Source organism: Microbacterium mitrae (genome assembly GCF_008017445.1).
Taxonomy (GTDB): Bacteria; Actinomycetota; Actinomycetes; order Actinomycetales; family Microbacteriaceae; genus Microbacterium; species Microbacterium mitrae.
Window position 1 is genome coordinate 97,034 of record NZ_VRSW01000002.1, and the last position, 18,413, is coordinate 115,446.

21 protein-coding genes are annotated in these 18,413 nt (G+C 62.8%); 11 read left to right on the forward strand and 10 right to left on the reverse strand.

Annotation, left to right across the window (positions count from 1 at the left end):
- Positions 1-567: a dihydrofolate reductase gene (locus tag FVP60_RS07300; protein ID WP_246132516.1), complete on the forward strand. Its 567-nt coding sequence runs from the start codon at positions 1-3 to the stop codon at positions 565-567.
- Positions 568-581: 14 nt separating this feature from the next.
- Here FVP60_RS07300 and FVP60_RS07305 read toward each other — a convergent pair whose 3' ends face one another.
- The 3 genes from FVP60_RS07305 to FVP60_RS07315 form a co-directional block, all read right to left on the reverse strand.
- Positions 582-932 (reverse strand): protealysin inhibitor emfourin, encoded by a 351-nt coding sequence (locus FVP60_RS07305; RefSeq protein WP_147825626.1) that lies wholly within the window; start codon positions 930-932, stop codon positions 582-584.
- Positions 895-1,986, reverse strand: coding sequence for a M4 family metallopeptidase (locus tag FVP60_RS07310; protein ID WP_187240603.1), 1,092 nt, complete (start codon positions 1,984-1,986; stop codon positions 895-897). The genes FVP60_RS07305 and FVP60_RS07310 overlap by 38 nt, the downstream gene beginning before the upstream one ends.
- A gap of 81 nt (positions 1,987-2,067) precedes the next feature.
- Positions 2,068-3,342: a DUF445 domain-containing protein gene (locus tag FVP60_RS07315; RefSeq protein WP_147825627.1), complete on the reverse strand. Its 1,275-nt coding sequence runs from the start codon at positions 3,340-3,342 to the stop codon at positions 2,068-2,070.
- Between the two features lie 34 nt (positions 3,343-3,376).
- Between FVP60_RS07315 and FVP60_RS07320 the strand changes: the two genes are divergently transcribed.
- Positions 3,377-3,649, forward strand: a complete 273-nt coding sequence (locus FVP60_RS07320) for a metal-sensitive transcriptional regulator (RefSeq protein WP_147825628.1) — start codon at positions 3,377-3,379, stop codon at positions 3,647-3,649.
- Here the strand turns inward: FVP60_RS07320 and FVP60_RS07325 are convergent, their stop codons facing one another.
- The 4 genes from FVP60_RS07325 to FVP60_RS07340 all read right to left on the reverse strand — a co-directional run bounded on the left by FVP60_RS07325 (position 3,650) and on the right by FVP60_RS07340 (position 7,445).
- Positions 3,650-4,168 carry a DnaJ family domain-containing protein gene (locus FVP60_RS07325; RefSeq protein ID WP_147825629.1) on the reverse strand — a complete coding sequence of 173 codons (519 nt, stop codon included), beginning with the start codon at positions 4,166-4,168 and terminating at the stop codon, positions 3,650-3,652.
- 2 nt (positions 4,169-4,170) lie between these two features.
- Entirely contained in the window at positions 4,171-5,325 is a 1,155-nt protein-coding gene (locus FVP60_RS07330; protein WP_147825630.1) for an acyl-CoA dehydrogenase family protein, read from the reverse strand.
- Positions 5,326-5,362: 37 nt separating this feature from the next.
- Positions 5,363-6,121, reverse strand: a complete 759-nt coding sequence (locus FVP60_RS07335; protein WP_147825631.1) for an alpha/beta fold hydrolase — start codon at positions 6,119-6,121, stop codon at positions 5,363-5,365.
- 73 nt (positions 6,122-6,194) lie between these two features.
- The gene (locus FVP60_RS07340) at positions 6,195-7,445 is read right to left on the reverse strand and encodes an MFS transporter (RefSeq protein ID WP_281289120.1); all 1,251 of its coding nucleotides are present in this window, start codon (positions 7,443-7,445) and stop codon (positions 6,195-6,197) included.
- A gap of 441 nt (positions 7,446-7,886) precedes the next feature.
- Here FVP60_RS07340 and nrdH point away from each other — a divergent pair, with 441 nt between their 5' ends.
- The 5 genes from nrdH to nrdF all read left to right on the forward strand — a co-directional run bounded on the left by nrdH (position 7,887) and on the right by nrdF (position 12,975).
- Complete coding sequence (gene nrdH / locus FVP60_RS07345; protein ID WP_147825632.1) at positions 7,887-8,120, forward strand: glutaredoxin-like protein NrdH; 234 nt, start codon at positions 7,887-7,889, stop codon at positions 8,118-8,120.
- Between the two features lie 15 nt (positions 8,121-8,135).
- Entirely contained in the window at positions 8,136-8,582 is a 447-nt protein-coding gene (gene nrdI / locus FVP60_RS07350) for a class Ib ribonucleoside-diphosphate reductase assembly flavoprotein NrdI (RefSeq protein WP_147825633.1), read from the forward strand.
- Complete coding sequence (gene nrdE, locus FVP60_RS07355) at positions 8,564-10,723, forward strand: class 1b ribonucleoside-diphosphate reductase subunit alpha (RefSeq protein ID WP_147825634.1); 2,160 nt, start codon at positions 8,564-8,566, stop codon at positions 10,721-10,723. Before nrdI ends, nrdE begins: the two co-directional genes overlap by 19 nt.
- 162 nt (positions 10,724-10,885) lie before the next feature.
- A complete protein-coding gene (locus FVP60_RS07360) occupies positions 10,886-11,896 on the forward strand; it encodes a hypothetical protein (RefSeq protein WP_147825635.1) in 1,011 nt (336 codons plus the stop codon).
- A gap of 101 nt (positions 11,897-11,997) precedes the next feature.
- Positions 11,998-12,975 carry a class 1b ribonucleoside-diphosphate reductase subunit beta gene (nrdF, locus tag FVP60_RS07365; RefSeq protein WP_147825636.1) on the forward strand — a complete coding sequence of 326 codons (978 nt, stop codon included), beginning with the start codon at positions 11,998-12,000 and terminating at the stop codon, positions 12,973-12,975.
- 133 nt (positions 12,976-13,108) lie between these two features.
- Here nrdF and FVP60_RS07370 read toward each other — a convergent pair whose 3' ends face one another.
- Positions 13,109-13,345, reverse strand: coding sequence for a hypothetical protein (locus FVP60_RS07370; protein ID WP_147825637.1), 237 nt, complete (start codon positions 13,343-13,345; stop codon positions 13,109-13,111).
- 111 nt (positions 13,346-13,456) lie between these two features.
- On the opposite strand from FVP60_RS07370, the gene FVP60_RS07375 reads away from it, so the two are divergent.
- The gene (locus tag FVP60_RS07375) at positions 13,457-14,335 is read left to right on the forward strand and encodes a sulfurtransferase (protein WP_147825638.1); all 879 of its coding nucleotides are present in this window, start codon (positions 13,457-13,459) and stop codon (positions 14,333-14,335) included.
- A gap of 5 nt (positions 14,336-14,340) precedes the next feature.
- Here the strand turns inward: FVP60_RS07375 and FVP60_RS07380 are convergent, their stop codons facing one another.
- Positions 14,341-14,757: a pyridoxamine 5'-phosphate oxidase family protein gene (locus FVP60_RS07380; protein WP_147825639.1), complete on the reverse strand. Its 417-nt coding sequence runs from the start codon at positions 14,755-14,757 to the stop codon at positions 14,341-14,343.
- A 210-nt stretch (positions 14,758-14,967) separates the two neighbouring features.
- Here FVP60_RS07380 and FVP60_RS07385 point away from each other — a divergent pair, with 210 nt between their 5' ends.
- From FVP60_RS07385 to FVP60_RS07395, 3 genes are read left to right on the forward strand one after another with little or no spacing between them, the layout of a single operon-like run.
- Complete coding sequence (locus FVP60_RS07385; RefSeq protein ID WP_147825640.1) at positions 14,968-15,258, forward strand: hypothetical protein; 291 nt, start codon at positions 14,968-14,970, stop codon at positions 15,256-15,258.
- Positions 15,255-15,698, forward strand: coding sequence for a BLUF domain-containing protein (locus FVP60_RS07390; RefSeq protein ID WP_147825641.1), 444 nt, complete (start codon positions 15,255-15,257; stop codon positions 15,696-15,698). Before FVP60_RS07385 ends, FVP60_RS07390 begins: the two co-directional genes overlap by 4 nt.
- 10 nt (positions 15,699-15,708) lie before the next feature.
- Positions 15,709-16,866 (forward strand): cytochrome P450, encoded by a 1,158-nt coding sequence (locus tag FVP60_RS07395; protein ID WP_246132517.1) that lies wholly within the window; start codon positions 15,709-15,711, stop codon positions 16,864-16,866.
- Here the strand turns inward: FVP60_RS07395 and FVP60_RS07400 are convergent.
- Positions 16,829-18,412, reverse strand: a complete 1,584-nt coding sequence (locus FVP60_RS07400) for an FAD-dependent oxidoreductase (RefSeq protein WP_147825642.1) — start codon at positions 18,410-18,412, stop codon at positions 16,829-16,831. The two genes, FVP60_RS07395 and FVP60_RS07400, sit on opposite strands and share 38 nt — an antisense overlap.
- Position 18,413: the final 1 nt, after the last annotated feature.

Consider the following 18,413-nt stretch of genomic DNA (forward strand, 5'->3'; position numbering starts at 1 on the left):
ATGACCGACGCGATGAACTTGCCACCATTGCCGGATCAAGCCGTTGGCATGATTTGGGCACAGACCCGTGACGGCGTGATCGGGCGCGCGGGCGACATGCCGTGGAATGCACCAGAAGACATGGCGCACTTCAAGGCGACGACCATGGGGCACCCCGTCGTGATGGGGCGGCGCACGTGGCAATCGATTCCGGAGCGGTTTCGACCGTTCGCGGGGCGCACGAACGTCGTGTTGACCCGAGACCCCGAGGTCACCGCCGAGGCAGAAGCGGCGGGAGCGCTCGTGTTCACTGACCTGGACGAGGCGCTCGCGGCCGCAACCGATGCGCCGGGTGGCGAACTGGTTTGGATCGTTGGGGGTGGCTCGCTCTACGCCGCCGCCGCCGACCGCGCCGATGTTGCCGTCATCACGGTGCTTGATCTTGAGGTTACCGACGGCGATACCTTCGCCCCCGCCCTGCCGCCGGGATTCATCAATGTCGCATCGGTGCCGGCGGAGGGCTTTACGCCGTCAGATCGCGGCCCCGCCTACCGCTTCGAAACCTGGGTCGCGGGCGACGACCTGTAACACCGCGGCGTGGCTCACCTCGTGCTGGCGTCACGGACGACGCCGACGAGATGCTGCCATGGCCCGGTCACGTACTCGTCGGGGAGCGTGATTGATCGCTCGTCGTGGCGGATCACCGCGACGATGCGCCACATAAAGTCATCAGCCCGTGAGGCGTGGTCATCGTAGCCGACGGCCTCCTCCCACGGGCAGTCTTCGATGGCGGCAACCCACTGAGCTTCATCGCCTCGGGGTGCCTCCGCCTGCCAGCGGCGCGTAATTCCCGCAACCCCACCAGAACGGCTAATGCGCACTGCCACGTGGGGGTGACCGGCTGCCCGCCGCTGCCTACTCGGCGGCGGGGTCTCGTCGTTCTGGTTCGTCATAGACGCCAACCGCGCGCCAGGCCCGCTCAACGGCGCGCACCTCCTCTGAAGCATTACCGTACTCCGCCTGGGCGGCAGAAACAGTAGCGTCGGCAAACTCCGTGAAGGTGGCCGTGGCGGACAGAGTGCCCGTCAGCGCGTGATACCAGATCACGCCGGCACGCTCCCACGCAAAGCCGCCGAGATCGAGCGCGAGCAGTGCGAACGCACGGTTAGGAATACCGGAGTTGACGTGAACGCCGCCGTTGTCTTCGGTCATCGTGACGAAGTCGCGCATATGGCCGGGCTGCGGGTCAGTGCCCAACACATCGTCGTGGTACGCGGTTCCAGGCTCCAGCATGTTGCGGAGCGCCACACCCTGAACGGCGTCGGTAAAGATTTCGGAACCAATGAGCCAGCTGGCGGCATCAGCCGTCTGCTCGGCGAGGTACTGCTCGGTGAGCGCCCCGAAGACATCCGAAATGGACTCGTTCAGCGCGCCGGACTGATTGCGATACACCAGGTTTGCGGTGTGCTGAATGACGCCGTGCGCCAATTCATGCCCAATCACGCTGACGGAGTTTGCGAAGCCGCTGAACACTTCTCCGTCGCCATCGCCGAACACCATTCGCTCGCCATCCCAGAACGCGTTGTCGTAGTCTTCGCCGTAGTGCACCGTGGCGTGCAGCGCGGCGCCGGCGCCATCGAGAGAATTGCGTTCAAACGCCGCCAACAGCAGGTCATACGTTGCACCCAGGCCGTCGTAGGCGGCGTTTACGGTCTCATCGGCGGTCGGCTCTTCGCCCTCCTCGCGAACGATGAGTCCGGGCAAAGAACGGGCGTTCTGAGCATCGAAAATGGTGCGGTTGGGCGCATCTGTCAGCTCGATGACGAGCGAACCGGTGTCGTCCACCGAAAGATCGATCTGACCGCGATGGCGAAACGGCGGGCGCCCGACGGCAAGTGTCTTGCGTGCGGCAGCGGCCGCCACAGGATATTGCTCGGCGCCGTCGTCAGCCAGCTTGCTCAGCAGGTACGGCGGAATGATTCCTCGGATATCTGCGTGTGTCCCCATGAGGGGAGGCTACGCCCGATCACCGACACTGTCGCCACGGTCGACATGAATCGACGCGGAGAAGAAACGCACGCCGCGCGGTCACGCGCCCAGTAGCGCGTGCGCAATCGTGTATATCGCAACCCCGGCGAGCGCGCCGACGATGGTTCCGTTGAGGCGAATGAACTGCAGGTCTTTGCCGACCATCAACTCGATCTTCTCGGTGGTCTCGCTGGCATCCCAGCGCTCCACCGTGTCGGTGATGATGCTGGCGATATCGTGCTTGTACCGCTCCACCACGAACACCGCGGCCTGAGTGATCCAGGCATCGAGTCGCTGCTGCAACGCCTCATCGCGCACCAAGCGCTGACCGAAATCGAAGATCGCCGCATCGATGCGGGCGCGCAACGTGCTGGCCGGATTCTCCAACGACTCCAGCAGGCCGTTCTTGACCGTGTTCCAGGCCTCACCCGCAAGCTCTCGCACCCTCGGGCTGTCAAATACTGCCGACTTCGCATCTTCCAACTTCGCCATCGTGGCCGGATCGTGCTGCAGGTTGTCGGCAAGTTTGGCAAGGTAGGCGTCAATGGCGCGCCGCGCCTGGTGGTTCTTGTCGGCCTGTACGGCGCTAACGAACTTGACCGCCTCCTTGTAGGCGGTGTCATCCACCAAACGATGCGCCAGCGATGGCACCCACGACGGCAGGCGCTTGGAGAGGAGCCCCGTGAAGTAGCTCTGGTTGTTGGCAAGCCAGGTGGCAATGCTGTCGACGGCGAGGTCAACGGCGCCGTGATGCGCATTGGAATCGACCACCTTGCCGAGCCAGGTACCCGCAGGCGGACCCCACTGCGGGTTCAGAAGATGATCGCGTGCCAGATCGCCAATGAGATCTTGCACGTCATCATCGCTGAGCGCACGCAGCACGTTCGCCGCCATGGTGGCAGCCTCCGAGCCCACCCGCCGCGCGTGATCCGGTTCGCTCAGCCAGGTTCCGAGTTTCTGAGCCATCGCCGTCGTGCTCAGCTTTTGCTGCACAATTTCGCCGGAGAGAAAGTTGGTCTCGACAAATTCGCCCAGCGAGCGTCCGATCTCGTCTTTGCGCTTAGGGATGATCGCGGTGTGCGGAATCGGAATGCCCATCGGGTGCCGAAACAGCGCCGTCACGGCGAACCAGTCGGCCAGCGCGCCGACCATGCCACCCTCAGCGGCGGCCCGCACATAACCCCACGCGGGAATGTCGCGCTGCAGCACAAACGCGATGCAGAACAGCACCGCCATGCCGATCAGCGCGCCAAGGGCCACACCCTTCATGGTGCGAAGCGCACGGCGACGCTCTTGATCGGCGGGAGAAAGCAGGGCTGTTGGTGTGCGAACCATGCCGCCATCCTTTCACCAGGAGTAGGCTTCGAGCGTGATCGAAGACATCAAAAAACGTGCACTGCACCGAACCAGCATTCTGGAAGGGCAAATGCGCGGCCTCGCGAAGATGATCGACAACGAGGACTACTGCATGGACATCATCACGCAGTCACGCGCCATTCAGCGCTCGCTCGAGTCGCTCAACAAGCTTCTCCTCGAAAACCACCTGCGCGAGCACGTGAGCCACATGATGGAGCATGGTGGCGACCAGCGCGAGCAGGCGATCGCCGAAATGCTGAAGGCTTTCGAGGTGTCGGGCAAGTAGCTAGCGCCGGAACCAGCGCCGCCGCTTGGCGGGTTCGTCACGTTCGACGGCTGGCTGCGATTGCGGGGCGGCTTGGCGCTCTCGCCACGCCGCAATCTCCGCCTCGATGTCGCGTAGTGGCGTAACGACGGGTGGCCCACCGTTGAGTTGACGTCGGGCTTCGACAACGCGCCGGTTGAAGTCCTCCAGATGCTCTCGCGCCTCCGCCTCGCGCCGAAACGCGTCAAGAGTGTCGTGCAACTGGCGATCTTCGACTCGCAGCGTCAGCGCCGCAGGTCCCAGACCCTCGAGCTTCTCGGTCTGAATTTTGCGACGAATCCACCAGTCGGGGTCGTGGTGCGTGCCAAGATCGGGCAACGGTTTGCCTGCGCCCGGAAGGTCGTCAAAGGCTCCCTGGCGCATCGCCTGCTGAATGGCCCACTCGACCACCGCAGCGCGCTCAGCCTCCGTCTTCCACGAGGTTCCGCTGGGCTGATGCCCCGGCTGGGGCGGCTCATCATGCTGTCGCTCATCGGCCATGATTACTCCTCGGCGGCGCCAAGCCAGGCGGTAGCCATCGTGGCGTGTGCTGACTCTGGGTCAGACGGATGGAACATGCCGGCCAGCACATCGCGGTACAGACGCTGAAGCTCACTGCGCGCAAAGTAGCTGCTGCCACCGCCGGTGAGCATCGCCTCATCGACGACGTGCTTCGCCATCACCACGGCGCGGTGCTTGAGGCCGGAGAGCTTCGCAAACCACAGCGCACCATGGTCGACGAGGTCATCGACATCGCGCGAGATCATCGCGATTTGGGGGAGCAGCGCGTCGTACGCCAGCCCCACCTCGGCGATACGCCAGCGAATGTCAGCATCGCTCGCATACGACTTGCCCGTCTTCTTAGAACGGCGCTTGCCCACCGTCTCGACCGCCACATCGATCGCGCGGCGAGCGATGCCGGTATAGACCGATGCCAACAGAATCTCGAACGCGGCGAAGATGCCAAACATGATGGGATCGGTTTCGCCCAGCGGAACCACGCGCGCAACGCGAGCGGGGGCGGCGACGGCACCGTGCAGTTCCGTTGTGCGGCTCTGCGTGCCGCGCATGCCGATGGTGTTCCAGTCGTCGCGGGTCACGACCGCGTCGGTGCGGTCGATGAACGCGTACACCAGGCGCGGGTTCTCTGGGTCTGTGGTGTCGAGGCCGTGCAGGCCAAGCTGGGTCCACACCGGGGCAAGCGACGTGAAGATTTTCGTGCCGGTGAACGTGTACCCGCCATCGGCGGTGGGGCTCGCTATGGTGTCAGACCCGCCGAGCACGAGGTCGTTGCCCGCCTCTGAGATTCCGAACGCGAAGACATCACCGCGGGCGGCGCCGTCCTGCACGAACGCGAGATCGTCAAAGCCGCGGTCGCGCATGATTTTCGCAACCCCGGTCCACACCAGGTGCATGTTGATGGCGAGTGCCGTCGCAGGCGCTGCGGTCGCCAAGCGCTGTTGCAGCACGGCCGCCTGCTCGAGGGTGAGCCCGGCGCCGCCGCGATCGGTCGGCACCAAAATCTTCAGATACCCGGCTGCGCGAAGCTCCGCCAAGTCTTCATCAGGAAACCGATTCTCGGCATCAATCAGTGGCGCTCGCTCACGAATTCGAGCAATCAGATCGTCGGGCAAATACGCTTTGGCATCGAACGTCATGGTGCCATTCTCTCGCGTCTGCTTGGTGCGGGCTCGGCTACTGGCCGATCGCCTCGGCTAGCTGCTCGACGTACGCCGTCGGCTTGTCGCGGTGGGGTGAGTGTCCAGCGCCCGGAACGACGGTCATTGTGATCACCGGGTTCGCCAGCACTTCGGCGGCAAGGTCGCCGGTGAAGATGGAGTAGACGGACGGGTCAGCACCGATGATGTGGGTCGGCACGCCCAGACGTGCCGCCTCCGCGCGCACATCCCACGTCTCCTCGTTCTGCTCAAGGGTTTGCTCAATCGCCCAGTGGCTGGATTGCGCCACCGACAGCGCCTTCAGCTCGTGATCTTGCTGGTGCCAGTTCGGGTGCTCGGCCATCGATGCCTCAACGGAACCATCGGCAAAGGACCGCTGCTGGCTGGCAAGAATGATGCGATGGTCCCGCCCGGCAAGACGGATGGCCGGGTCGATGAGGATGAGCCGTCTTGTCCACGTCGCGTCGTTCGCGGCGGCCCAGGTTGCCGCCGCTCCGCCGAGCGAATGCGCCACGACCAGATCCCACGGCCCGTCGTCGTTGCGGGTGTGCTGTAGGTCGGTGCCGTAGGCGGCAATCGTGTAGTCGAGCGCACGCGGGGCCGTGCCGTGCCCGCGCAAGTCAACGGCGTCCGCGCGCCATCCCAGCTCGCTCAGCATGGTTCCGGTGCGCCACATCAGCGCGCCATTTGACCCCAGCCCATGCACCAACAGTGCGCGCAGCGGCGCCGTGGCAGATCCCCAAGTGGTCAGCGGCAGAATCACAGGAGTGGTCATGCCGACAGCCTACGGTTTTGTGGTTCGTCGTGCAGGAAGGGCTGCGGAACCACGCAGCGCGGTGTGGAGAGGGTTAGATGACGGTGCGAATGGGCGCCGTGTCGGGGAGCGGTGAGGCGTCACGGAAGCGTAGGTCGGGGAAGCCCCGCACGGCGAGAACCGCGATGATCAGGCCCAGCCCGGCGAAGCCTGCGGCAGCGATGTATGCGCCGCTCGGGCCGATGCCGTCAATGAGAAAGCCTGCGACCGCGGAGCCGGCTGCCGCGCCAATGAGCTGGCCGGTTGCCACCCAGCCAAACGCCTCGGCAGTGTCGGAGAACTTCACGCTCGCGGTTGTCATCGCAAAGATGACGGCGAGGGCGGGAGCAACACCCAATCCGGCGATCGTGAGTGCGGCGCCGATGGCGTAGGGCTGACCCGCCCACGACGGGTTCACGAAGAAGGGGATGACAGCAAGGCCCGCGGTCACGATCAGCAGGCGGCGTGCCATCGCCCACTGCGAAATGGCGAGGCGACCGGAGAAGAGTCCGCCAATGAGGGAGCCAACGGAGAAGACGGCGAGCACCAGCCCTGCTTCGAGGCCGCCGCCGTGACCGCCATCTTCCGAGTGGCCGAACGTTGCGATCACGCCCGCCTCGACCGCTGCGCACGCGCCAATCAGCAGGAAGCCCATGATCGTCGCAAGCAACACCGCGGGCCTGGTCAGCACCTTGCCGAGGGCGCGACGGCTCTGCGGAATGCGCACCCGTCCGACCTCGGGCGAGTAGATAAACCAGAGTCCACCGAGCACCAGAATCGTGACGATCACCCAGAGGCCGATGGTGGTCGAAATCTGCATCACGATAAAGGTGATCAGCACCGGGGCGATGATCCAGATGATCTCCTGCAGCGAAGCATCCAGCGCGAACAGCGGGTTGAGCTGCTTTGCGGTCACCATCTTCGGGTAGATGGTGCGTACCGCCGACTGAATGGGCGGGTTGGAGATTCCCGCGATGAATCCGAAGGTGATGTAAAGCGGCATGCTCGCGGGTGACAGCGCGATCGCGGAGATTGCAAGCGCGCAAATCACCATCGAGATGAGGAGCACCGGGCGCATGCCCCATTTGCCCATCCATCGACTGATCACGGGGCCGGAGATGGCCTGCCCAATGGAGGTGACGGCGAGCACGAGTCCGGCGTTGCCGTATGAGCCCGTTGCCTGCTCAACGTGCATGAGAATCGCCAGCGAAACCATGCCGTTGGGGAAACGCGCAATGAGCTGCGCCGCGATGATACGCCCGACGCCAGGAGTGTTGAGTAGGTCCTTGTATCCCGCTGATGCCACGAGTCCTAAGAATACCGTCTCGTCGGTGCAGTTCGGTGTCAAGATTCTTGCCACCGGGGCAAAAATGGTGTTGCAGATTGTCGCCGAATGTGCGTGGTCTGAAGGGGTCGATATCGACACGCCGCGACACGCCGACGGTAGTTGTCCACAGCAATTCGGTCTGCGAAACGCGCCGCTTCGGCTGTTCCTGTGGATGGATCAATCCGGCCGTTCAGCGAAGCGCGAGAACATGCGGTTTTTGAGGGTGCTACGAGGTGCTCTGGTTGTGGATGAAACGGTGGACAAATTGTGTTGTATTAGGGGAGAGCGGTGGATAACTACAAGAATGTAACTACTAGTTCTTGTGGTCAGCCTCAATGTCGGTACCTATATGTAGTATTGAGTGACCGGCGGGGGATCGCCGGGCAAAATCAGAATTTACGAGGGAAAGACGGTCAAAATATGTCGGTCACGGTCTACACCAAGCCCTCCTGCGTACAGTGCAATGCGACCTACCGCGCACTCGACGCCAAGGGCATTGAATACGAAATTCTCGACGTCTCGCAGAACGAGGCGGCGCTTGAGCAGGTCAAGGCTCTGGGCTACATGCAGGCTCCGGTCGTCATCACGGATGAAGACCACTGGTCGGGCTTTCGTCCCGACAAGATCGACGAGCTCGCCTCGCGCCTGGCCTGACCCCGGAGGGGTGTCATGTCGGTTGCGGCCGTCGCTGCCGAACGTCGACAGCTCCACGATGTTCCGCTCATCGTGTACTTCTCAAGCGTGTCTGGCAACACGGCGCGTTTTGTTGAGAAGCTCGGTGCGCGGGCTGAGCGCATTCCGCTACACCGCACCGATGAGCCCCTCGTGGTCAATGAGCCGTACGTTCTCGTCACACCCACCTACGGTGGGGGAGACGGCCACGGCGCGGTTCCCAAGCAAGTCATTCGGTTTCTCAATGACGAGCAGAACCGAAGCAATATCCGGGGCGTCATTGCAGCCGGCAACTCAAATTTCGGCGAGGCCTACTGCCTTGCCGGAGACATCATTAGCCGCAAGTGCCACGTGCCGCACTTGTACCGAGTAGAGCTATTTGGCACGAGCGAAGATGTCGATCGCGTCAGCGACGGATTGGAACGATGGTGGAAGCTGCAGTGAAGGAAGATAAGACCTTCAAGAACAACCCCGCATACGAGGGTATGGACTATCACTCGCTGAACGCGATGCTGAATCTCTACGACGCCGAGGGCAAGATTCAGTTCGACGCCGACCGCCGGGCTGCTCGCGAGTACTTCCTGCAGCACGTCAACCAGAACACGGTTTTCTTCCACTCCCTGCAGGAGCGACTCGACTACCTGGTGGAGAAGGAGTATTACGAGCCGCGGGTCATCAACATGTACCCGATCGAGTTCATTCAGTCGCTGAACGACCGCGCGTACGCGGCGAAGTTCCGCTTTGACACCTTCCTCGGTGCGTTCAAGTACTACACCAGCTACACGCTGAAGACGTTTGATGGCAAGCGCTACCTCGAGCGTTTCGAAGACCGCGTCGTGATGACCGCGCTGGCCCTCGCCGACGGCGACCAGAAGGTTGCCGAGCAGATCGTCGATGAGATCACCTCTGGTCGCTTCCAGCCGGCAACGCCCACGTTCCTCAACGCCGGAAAGGCGCAGCGCGGCGAGCTCGTTAGCTGCTTCCTGCTGCGCATTGAAGACAACATGGAGTCGATCGCCCGCGGCATCAACTCGGCGCTTCAGCTGAGCAAGCGCGGCGGCGGTGTGGCACTGTTGCTGTCAAACATCCGCGAGTCGGGTGCGCCGATCAAGCAGATCGAAAACCAGTCGTCGGGCATCATCCCGGTCATGAAGCTGCTCGAAGACAGCTTCAGCTACGCCAACCAGCTGGGCGCTCGTCAGGGCGCGGGTGCGGTTTACCTCAACGCGCACCACCCCGACATCATGCGATTCCTCGACACCAAGCGTGAAAACGCTGACGAGAAGATCCGCATCAAGACCCTCTCGCTCGGTGTCGTGGTTCCAGACATCACCTTCGAACTCGCGAAGAAGGGCGAAGACATGTACCTGTTCTCGCCGTACGACGTCGAGAAGGTGTACGGGGTTCCGTTCGGCGACATTTCGGTCACCGAGAAGTACCACGAGATGGTTGATGACGCGCGCATCAAGAAGACCAAGATTGACGCTCGCGAGTTCTTCCAGACGCTCGCCGAGATTCAGTTTGAGTCTGGTTACCCGTACATCATGTTTGAAGACACGGTGAATGCGGCAAACCCGATCAAGGGTCGCATCAACATGTCGAACCTGTGCTCGGAGATTCTGCAGGTCAACACCCCGACCACGTACAACGCCGACCTGTCGTACGACGTCATCGGCAAAGACATCTCGTGCAACCTGGGCTCGATGAACATTGCGCTGGCGATGGATGGCGGCAACCTCGGCGGAACCGTCGACACCGCGATCCGCGCGCTCACGGCGGTATCGAACCAGAGCCACATTGAGTCGGTTCGCTCGATCGAAGACGGCAACGACCGTTCACACGCCATTGGCCTCGGCCAGATGAACCTGCACGGTTACCTTGCCCGCGAGCACGTGTACTACGGCTCTGAAGAGTCGATCGACTTCACCAACGTGTACTTTGCAACCGTGCTGTTCCACGCGCTGACCGCGTCGAACAAGCTCGCAATCGAGCGCGGCGAATCGTTTGACGGCTTCGCCGACTCAAAGTACGCAAGCGGTGAGTTCTTCGACAAGTACCTGGAAAATGACTTCCTGCCGGTGACGGACAAGGCAAAAGAACTGTTTGCCGGACACGCCCTGCCGTCCCGCGAAGACTGGGCGGCGCTCAAGGCTTCTGTGCAGCAGCACGGTATCTACAACCAGAACCTGCAGGCCGTTCCGCCGACCGGCTCGATCTCCTACATCAACAACTCGACGTCGTCGATTCACCCGATCGCGTCGAAGATTGAGATCCGCAAGGAAGGCAAGATCGGTCGCGTCTACTACCCGGCACCGTTCATGACGAACGACAACCTGGAGTACTACCAAGACGCATACGAGGTCGGTTACGAGAAGGTCATCGACGTCTACGCTGCGGCAACCCAGCACGTTGACCAGGGCCTGTCGCTGACGCTGTTCTTCAAAGACACCGCGACCACGCGTGACATCAACCGTGCGCAGATCTACGCATGGCGCAAGGGCATCAAGACGATCTACTACATCCGCCTGCGTCAGATGGCGCTGGAAGGAACCGAGATCGAGGGCTGCGTCAGCTGCATGCTGTAACGCCAACCTGAACGAAGGGGGTGCACCGATTGGTGCACCCCCTTCGTTGCGTTTATCGCGACCCGCTGTTGCGTTCGGAGGGGGAGCGGCTCGGGTGTGCGGCACGCGATCATGCTCGGGCGCCGGTCGCGTCGCCGAGTCGCGTCGCCCTATGCTGGCGTGGTGCACGCAGACACCACCGGGCAGCCTTCGACCGTCATGCGGCCGGTGCGCTGGGCGCTCGCTGCTACCGCGGTCGTCGTGGTGTTGCTACTCGGTGCCGGTGCCCTCATTCAGCAGCAGTTCGAACCAGACTTCCTGCCGTTTCTGATGAGCATCGTTGCCGGCGCCGTGCTGGGCGTCACGGTGACGTCGCTATTGAGGCTGCTACCGTCACGCGTCGGCCCGGTTGTGCATCTGGCCGTGACGCTGGGTGGTTGGGCCGGCGTCTGGTGGATGACGCAGGCTGACATGTACGCCGCCCTGCCCGCCAGCGCGCATGGAACGGCTTATGCCGTGATGCTCGCACTCCCGCCCGCGTTGGCGTGGTTATCACTCACCCTCATCGGCTGGATTTCTGCGCTCGCTCGGCGCCCAGCAGTTCAGCTCATTAACCCGGAGTGGGTGCACGAGCCGCGTCGTGCCACCATTAGCTTTGCCGCGGTGGAGACGACGCTGCGCACTCTCACAATCTGGATTGTTGCCGTCGTGCTCATTGGCGGTCTGGGTATCGCCGCGCTCCTGATCGCCACTGGCGACGCGGCGCTCATGTTCGGGCCCCGCTTCATGCTGGTGCTGCTCGCCGTCGTTTTTGGCATTCCCGCCTATGTCGGTCTGGTTGCTGTGCTGCGCCGCAGGCAGGCGGACTATCAAATTCAGTTCGGCATGGATCGCGTAGAGGTGCACTCCAAGCGCGGAGATCGCACAGTGCGGTACGAACAGATTCGCGATCTGTGGTGGGGTGGCGGGGGCGAATACTCGCGGCTGAGGGTTCGCACCACGTCGGGGGAACGGCTGGAAATTGTCGCTGGTCTCGCCAAATTGCCGCGTGGTCGTGGCGCCGTGCTCCCGCCGCTGCCGCGAGTCGTGCAGACGAGGTTGGAGAACGCGGGGCTCGTCAACCGATCGAAACGACGCGGCGGAGCGGGCCAGGGAGCCATGCTTTTCGTGAGGCAGGGTCAACACACCATCTAGCGTCCGGGTGCGGTGTCGGTACCTACATGTAGTATTTGAAGAAGGCCTCAGGGAGCAACTTTTGGCCGAAAATCCCTTAACTTTTCGTCGGAAGGCAGCGCGTGACTCCGGACAAGCTGAAGCTCGTTAACAAGGTCCAGGCGATCAACTGGAACCGCATCGAAGACGACAAAGACCTCGAGGTCTGGAACCGTCTCGTCAACAACTTCTGGCTGCCCGAGAAGGTGCCGCTGTCGAACGACATTCAGTCGTGGAACACACTGACGCCGGAGGAGCAGACGCTCACCATGCGCGTCTTCACCGGCCTCACGCTGCTTGACACCGTGCAGGGCACGGTCGGCGCGGTGTCGCTGATCCCCGACGCGATTACGCCGCACGAAGAGGCTGTCTACACGAACATCGCGTTCATGGAGTCGGTACACGCCAAGAGCTACTCCTCGATCTTCTCGACGCTCGCGTCGACGAAAGAGATCGACGAGGCGTTCCGCTGGTCAACCGAAAACGAAAACCTGCAGCGCAAGGCGCAGATTATCGTCGACTACTACCACGGTGACGACCCGCTCAAGCGAAAGATCGCGTCGACCCTGCTTGAGTCCTTCTTGTTCTACTCCGGCTTCTACCTGCCGATGCACTGGGCATCACGCGCCAAGCTCACCAACACGGCAGACCTCATCCGCCTCATCATTCGCGATGAGGCCGTTCACGGCTACTACATCGGCTACAAGTTCCAGAAGGGTCTGGAGAACGAGACCGAAGAGCGCAAGCAGGAGCTGAAGGACTACACGTTCAACCTGCTGTTTGAGCTGTACGACAACGAGGTGCAGTACACGCAAGACCTCTACGACCCGGTGGGTCTCACCGAAGACGTGAAGAAGTTCTTGCACTACAACGCCAACAAGGCGCTCATGAACCTCGGCTACGAGGCCATGTTCCCCTCGACGGTCACCAACGTGAACCCGGCAATTCTCTCGGCGCTGTCGCCCAACGCCGACGAGAACCACGACTTCTTCAGTGGTTCCGGCTCGTCGTACGTCATCGGCAAGGCCGTCGCCACCGAAGACGAAGACTGGGACTTCTAACCCACCCCTTGAACATCACAACGGCCCGGCTCTGCGAATACTCGCGGAGCCGGGCCGTTGTCGTTCCGCTCCTCAAGACGTCATGCCCAAAGTTGCGCCGTCGGACGAGCGGAACCATGGGCTGAGTTGCGCGCTATGCGCCGTCGAAGAGGCGCAGAATGTGCATCGGGATGACGTAGGCGAAGGCGCACGAGACGATGCCGGCGGCGAACACCCAAAACTCGGCGCCGGTGACGCTTACGGAGCGGCCAAGCAAGAACATGCCGCCGATGAAGAACGCGAAGGCGATCACAAAACTCACGACGGTCACAACCTCTCCGCCGTTGCTTGACTGCGTTGATGTCGATTGTGGTGCGCGTGTCGTGGTCATGATGATCCTTCTCCTCAATTTGTGCCCAAATCATTCGTACACAAAGTATTCTAGCAGTGAGAGTTGAAATACTCACGCTTGAAAATCTCAAGCGAAACATGAGGAGCACCGATGACACTGCCCGCCGACCCCGCCGCTGAACTTCAGGACTACGCGCACCCGGAGCGACTCGTGACGGCGCCGTGGTTGATCGCTCATCGACACCACCCCGACCTGGTCGTGTTGGAGTCGAATGAAGACGTCTTGCTCTACGAAACCGGCCACATTCCCGGTGCACGCAAGATCGATTGGCACACCGACCTTAACGACCCCGTGATGCGCGACTTCGTTGATGGTTCCGCCTTTCAGGCGCTCGTGCAGCGGCTAGGCATCACACCCGAAACGACGGTCGTCATTTATGGTGACCGCAACAACTGGTGGGCAGCCTATGCGCTGTGGGTATTCACGCTCTTTGGCCACGCAGACGTTCGCCTCCTGAACGGCGGGCGCGACTACTGGGTGTCGCAGGAATTGCCGCTGACGACAGACCTACCAGAGCGGACCACGCCGAGCGCCTATCCGTTCGCCGAGCGCGATGACCACACCGTGCGGGCGTTCGCCAGCGATGTGCTCGTGCACGAGGGCAACCCGCTGATCGATGTGCGCTCGCCGGCGGAATACAGCGGTGAGGTGACCTTCATGCCGGGCTACCCGCTCGAGGGCACGCTCCGCGGCGGGCATGTTCCTGGTTCCGTCAACATTCCGTGGGCCAGTGCCGGGAGGCCGGACGGCCAGTTTCGTGGGCGTGACGAGCTCGACGGCATCTACACCGGCGCCCTGAACCTCTCACCCAACGACGATGTCATCGTGTACTGCCGCATCGGTGAGCGGTCAGCGCACACCTGGTTCGTGCTGACGCACCTGCTCGGCATGCAGAACGTACGCAACTACGACGGCTCCTGGGCGGAGTGGGGCAATCTCGTGCGGGTGCCGATCGAACGCACGGCTTAAGCGGGTCAGGGAGCAGGGGGTAGATCGAACACTCGACCAGAAACGCTGACCGGAGTGATCTTCACCCACCTGTCCTTTTCTTCTGGAGCCCACGGCTGCACTCCCAGGCTTTCCGCTGCCGTCACCTCGGCGCCCCGGTCGAATTCTTCCGCGGTGCCCTTGACGACCACGCTGAAGGCCTCGACATCGTCGTAGCCGTCAATCTCGAACGCGATCGAACTGCGGATCGTGAGCTCGAGCAGCTTGGTTCCGGCCGCGGTGCGAAAGACAACGGCGCGCCCATCGACCTTGTGGTTAACGGGGAAAATATCGATCTCCCCGGCGGCAGTGGCGGCGATCCGTCCGTACGGTGCGCGGGAGAGACGCTCCCAGCACTCGTCTTCGGTGAGGTGCCGCGTTGGCGGGCGGTCTGGCTCGGTCATGATGGCTCCCGTCCTGAGGCCTCCGCCTCTGCTGACATCATACGTCTGCTCCCGCCCGATAGCAGTGCCCCGGAATCTTCCGTGCCCGCTCGGCATGCGCATCGGCGAACCCTCTAGCCAGTTGAAGGTCCTGTATCAACCAGACGAGAGGAGGGTGTCGCGCGTTGTCAAACCAGACGCATTCGTCAATACTGGCGAGAGAAGCTCTCTTTGACGATGAACGAGGTTTGTGTGCCTGAGGATCCAGCCAGCGCTAATGATCGAGGCGCGCTCACCTGGGCATGTGTGGAAGACGGGTTCTACGTCGCAAGTGATAGCAGCGGCTTCGTCGGCTTCATCGACCGAATCAAGCCCGAGGCGTTTCAGGTCTTTAACGCGTTCTCTCAGCAGGTGGGGTACTTTCGGAACCTCGACTCGGCAATGCGCTGCCTGGTTGAGTCGCGAGACGCCAACCCACAGAACCAAGCGCCAACGACCGAGCAAGGGAGTGTGAACCCGTGAGCGATACCGCTGCCCTTTTCACTCTCGTCTACACAAGCGAGGCCACCGGCGACACCGCCGAGCTGGCGTTGATCGCGCTTTTGGAGCAGGCGCGCGCGAAGAACGATCGCCTCAACATCACCGGCATCTTGCTATACCGCGATGGCCGGTTCGTGCAGTGCCTCGAGGGCGCAGAAGACGACGTCAGGGCTCTGTACCGTTCCATCAGCGCCGATACGCGCCACACGAATCTGCGCGTGCTGCTGGAAATGCCCATCACCGCGCGGCGGTTCGCCTCCTGGACGATGGGATACGAGCCATTGCGGCAAGCTCCAGCGGCCTTGCCGACGGGCTTTCGCAGCACGTTCGACGACCTCGAACGCAGTGATGATCCGGCTCAGGTGCTACGCGCGCTCAGCGAGTTGACCCTGTGGTTCCACGTGCGCACCGCACGCGCCTAGGCAGCCACCCGTGCCGCGCCGCGACCGCACCACGGTGGGAGCCGCCCGCGCTGTCGTCGCTCTGACGCGGCTGAAACCGAGCCAGGAACTGCTGCGCGCGAAGGGCGCGACCACTCAGGCCGGGTTCACCGCGGAGCGGATTCCGGCTCGTCTCTTTGCGCGGCGTCCGATACTGATCGATGACGGACCCGATCATGATGAGCACCGCAAGCAACTCGTGCGATTTTTCAGCCCCCGCGCGCTCGAAGAACGCCACCGTTCGAGCATCGAGGCGACGGCCGAAACGTTGGTCGCCGAGGCGCGCAGTGCGGGTAGCGCGCGCCTCGATGACCTTGCCCTGTTGTTCTCGGTGAGAGTTGCCTCCGACATTGTCGGGTTGACGGCGAGCGACACCGGCGCCCTCGCGCGCCGACTCGAGGCCTTCTTCCGTCAGCCGCCCGTCGATCACACTCGTGACGATCATGGCCGCAGCCGCAATGACTGGGCGCGTGCTGCCCGCGACGCCCTGGTTCCGCTTGCCAGCTTCTACTGGCGCGACGTGCGCCCGGCGATCCGCGCACGCCGCAAACGGCCCGCCGACGACATCATCAGCCACCTCCTTGAGCGCGGCTACCGCCCCCGCGAGATTCTGATGGAGTGTCTCACCTATGGAACGGCAGGCATGGTGACCACCCGCGAATTCATCAGCATGGTGATGCTGCGGTTACATGAGGCTCCCGCGCTTCTGGCGCGGTATCGCATCGCAGAAGCCGCCGAGCGAACCGCCATTCTCAGCGAGATTATCCGGCTCAATCCACCCGTTGCGCACCTCTACCGTCGGGTGCAGCAGCAAGCGCCGGGGTGCCCGTATTCGGCCGAAACTCTTGTCGACATCGACGTGCACGCGAGCAATCGAGACGCCGAGGTGTTCGCCCCAGACCCGGAGAGCGTATGCCCCGAGCGGAACCTCGCGGCGGCGGAGCGCAGCGGATTGAGTTTTGGAGATGGCGCACATCGCTGCCCGGGCTCGCACCTCGCACTCCTGGAGACCGATATTTTGGTCAGCGCCCTGTTGCGGGCGGGAGCCGCGGTTGAAAAGCTGCCGCGCCGCGAGTTTGACACCCTGGTGCAGGGCTATCAGCTACGTGACTTCAGGATTTCTTTTTCCGCCCAGGCCGCCGCGCCATAAGTGTCCGGGCAACTTTCGGCCACCGCTGTCTAGCCTGGGTGGGAACGCTCCACAGCGTGTGCCCTGCGACGCCCCATCCCGCCAGCAGCTCGTTTGCCGCCATCCAGCCCGTCGTCGCAGCACGCTCCATCAACGCAATGGGCAGGTCGCAACGCACCCAGTCCCCGGCGATCACGAGGCCAGGGTCGGGCGTCTGCACCTCTGGACGGTCATCCCAAGCGCCGGTACCCAACAGTGCGCAATCCTGTTCGATCAGAAGCTCTTCGGCCAGCACCGTGAGCTCTCTTGTCTCGGGAAAAACGCGTTCCAGTTGCCGGCGAAGCTCGCTGGCAAGCTCCTGCTGGCGTGCGCCATCCGTGGCATACTCTGGCGACACCGCGTACGCGTGAAGCTCAACAACACTGCCACCGGTTTGCTCGGCCCATTGCGCCGCGCCCCGCTCGAAGCGGTTGAGCACGCTGATGTTATCGAGCGGCCCGAAGGCCGCGGTTCCCAAGAATGATGGCCGCTCCGGCAATACCGGGCCATCAAACCACAGTCGCAGCACCGCAAACGGCGGAGCCAGCTTCACCGCAGCCATGCGCTCCCGCCAGTCGGTGGTTCCGATGTTGCCAGAGGCCGCAACGATGTCTCGTGTGCCGCCGGGACCCGCCGCCAACACGACGGCGTCCGCCGCCACTTGTTGGCCGTCGGCACCGTCTCCCGTGCTGTACTCCACGACCCAACCGTCGTCGCCCCGCTCCAGGCGCGTTACACGCCCCGCGACGCGACGCACGCCGTTGCGTTCCAGCGCGGAACCCAGGGGTCGCCACAGCGCGGTGTCGAAGTCGTCGCGCGCAACGTCGAAGAGCAGCCCCTCGGCCGAACCGAGGAAGTACGAATGAAACATGGCGACCAGCTCGCCGGCCGAGAAATCCTCCGGGTCGGCGAAGAAACTGCGGGCGAAAACCTCGAGCGCTAAATGTCGCGCGCGATCCGGAAAACGTAGCCGGTCAAGAAACTCGGCCGCGCTCACGTTTTCGAGCTCGCGGTAGGTCTCAGGGAAAGAGACATCCAGGAGCGAAAGAGCGGTATCAACGTCAACGCGAGTTAAGTCGCGCGCCGTGAAGGTGGGGCTTTGCGCCACAAAAGACATGAAATTCCACGGCGGCGTGCGCGGAATCTTCGTGAACGAATCGCGGTCACCGCGCGCACTGACGACGGGGTAGTCATCGACTGCAACCAACAGATCATCGACGTCACCGGCACGCGAAAGCAAGGCACGCAGGTTGTAGTACTGCCGAAAGAACGCGTGAAAGCCGCGGCTCATCATGACATCACCCGCCGGTGACGTCACCGGCCATGCCCGCACGCGTCCGCCCAACTGGGCTTCCGGTTCGATGAGCACGACGTCAACGCCACGCTCGGCGAGGCCGCAGGCGGCAGCCAGCCCGGCAATACCACCACCCACCACGGCAACCGTGCGCGGCTGGCTCGATTGCGCGTCGCCGGTCGGCGCCGGAATCTCCCTGGCACGCCGGTCACGACCCGGAACCTGTCTAGCCACC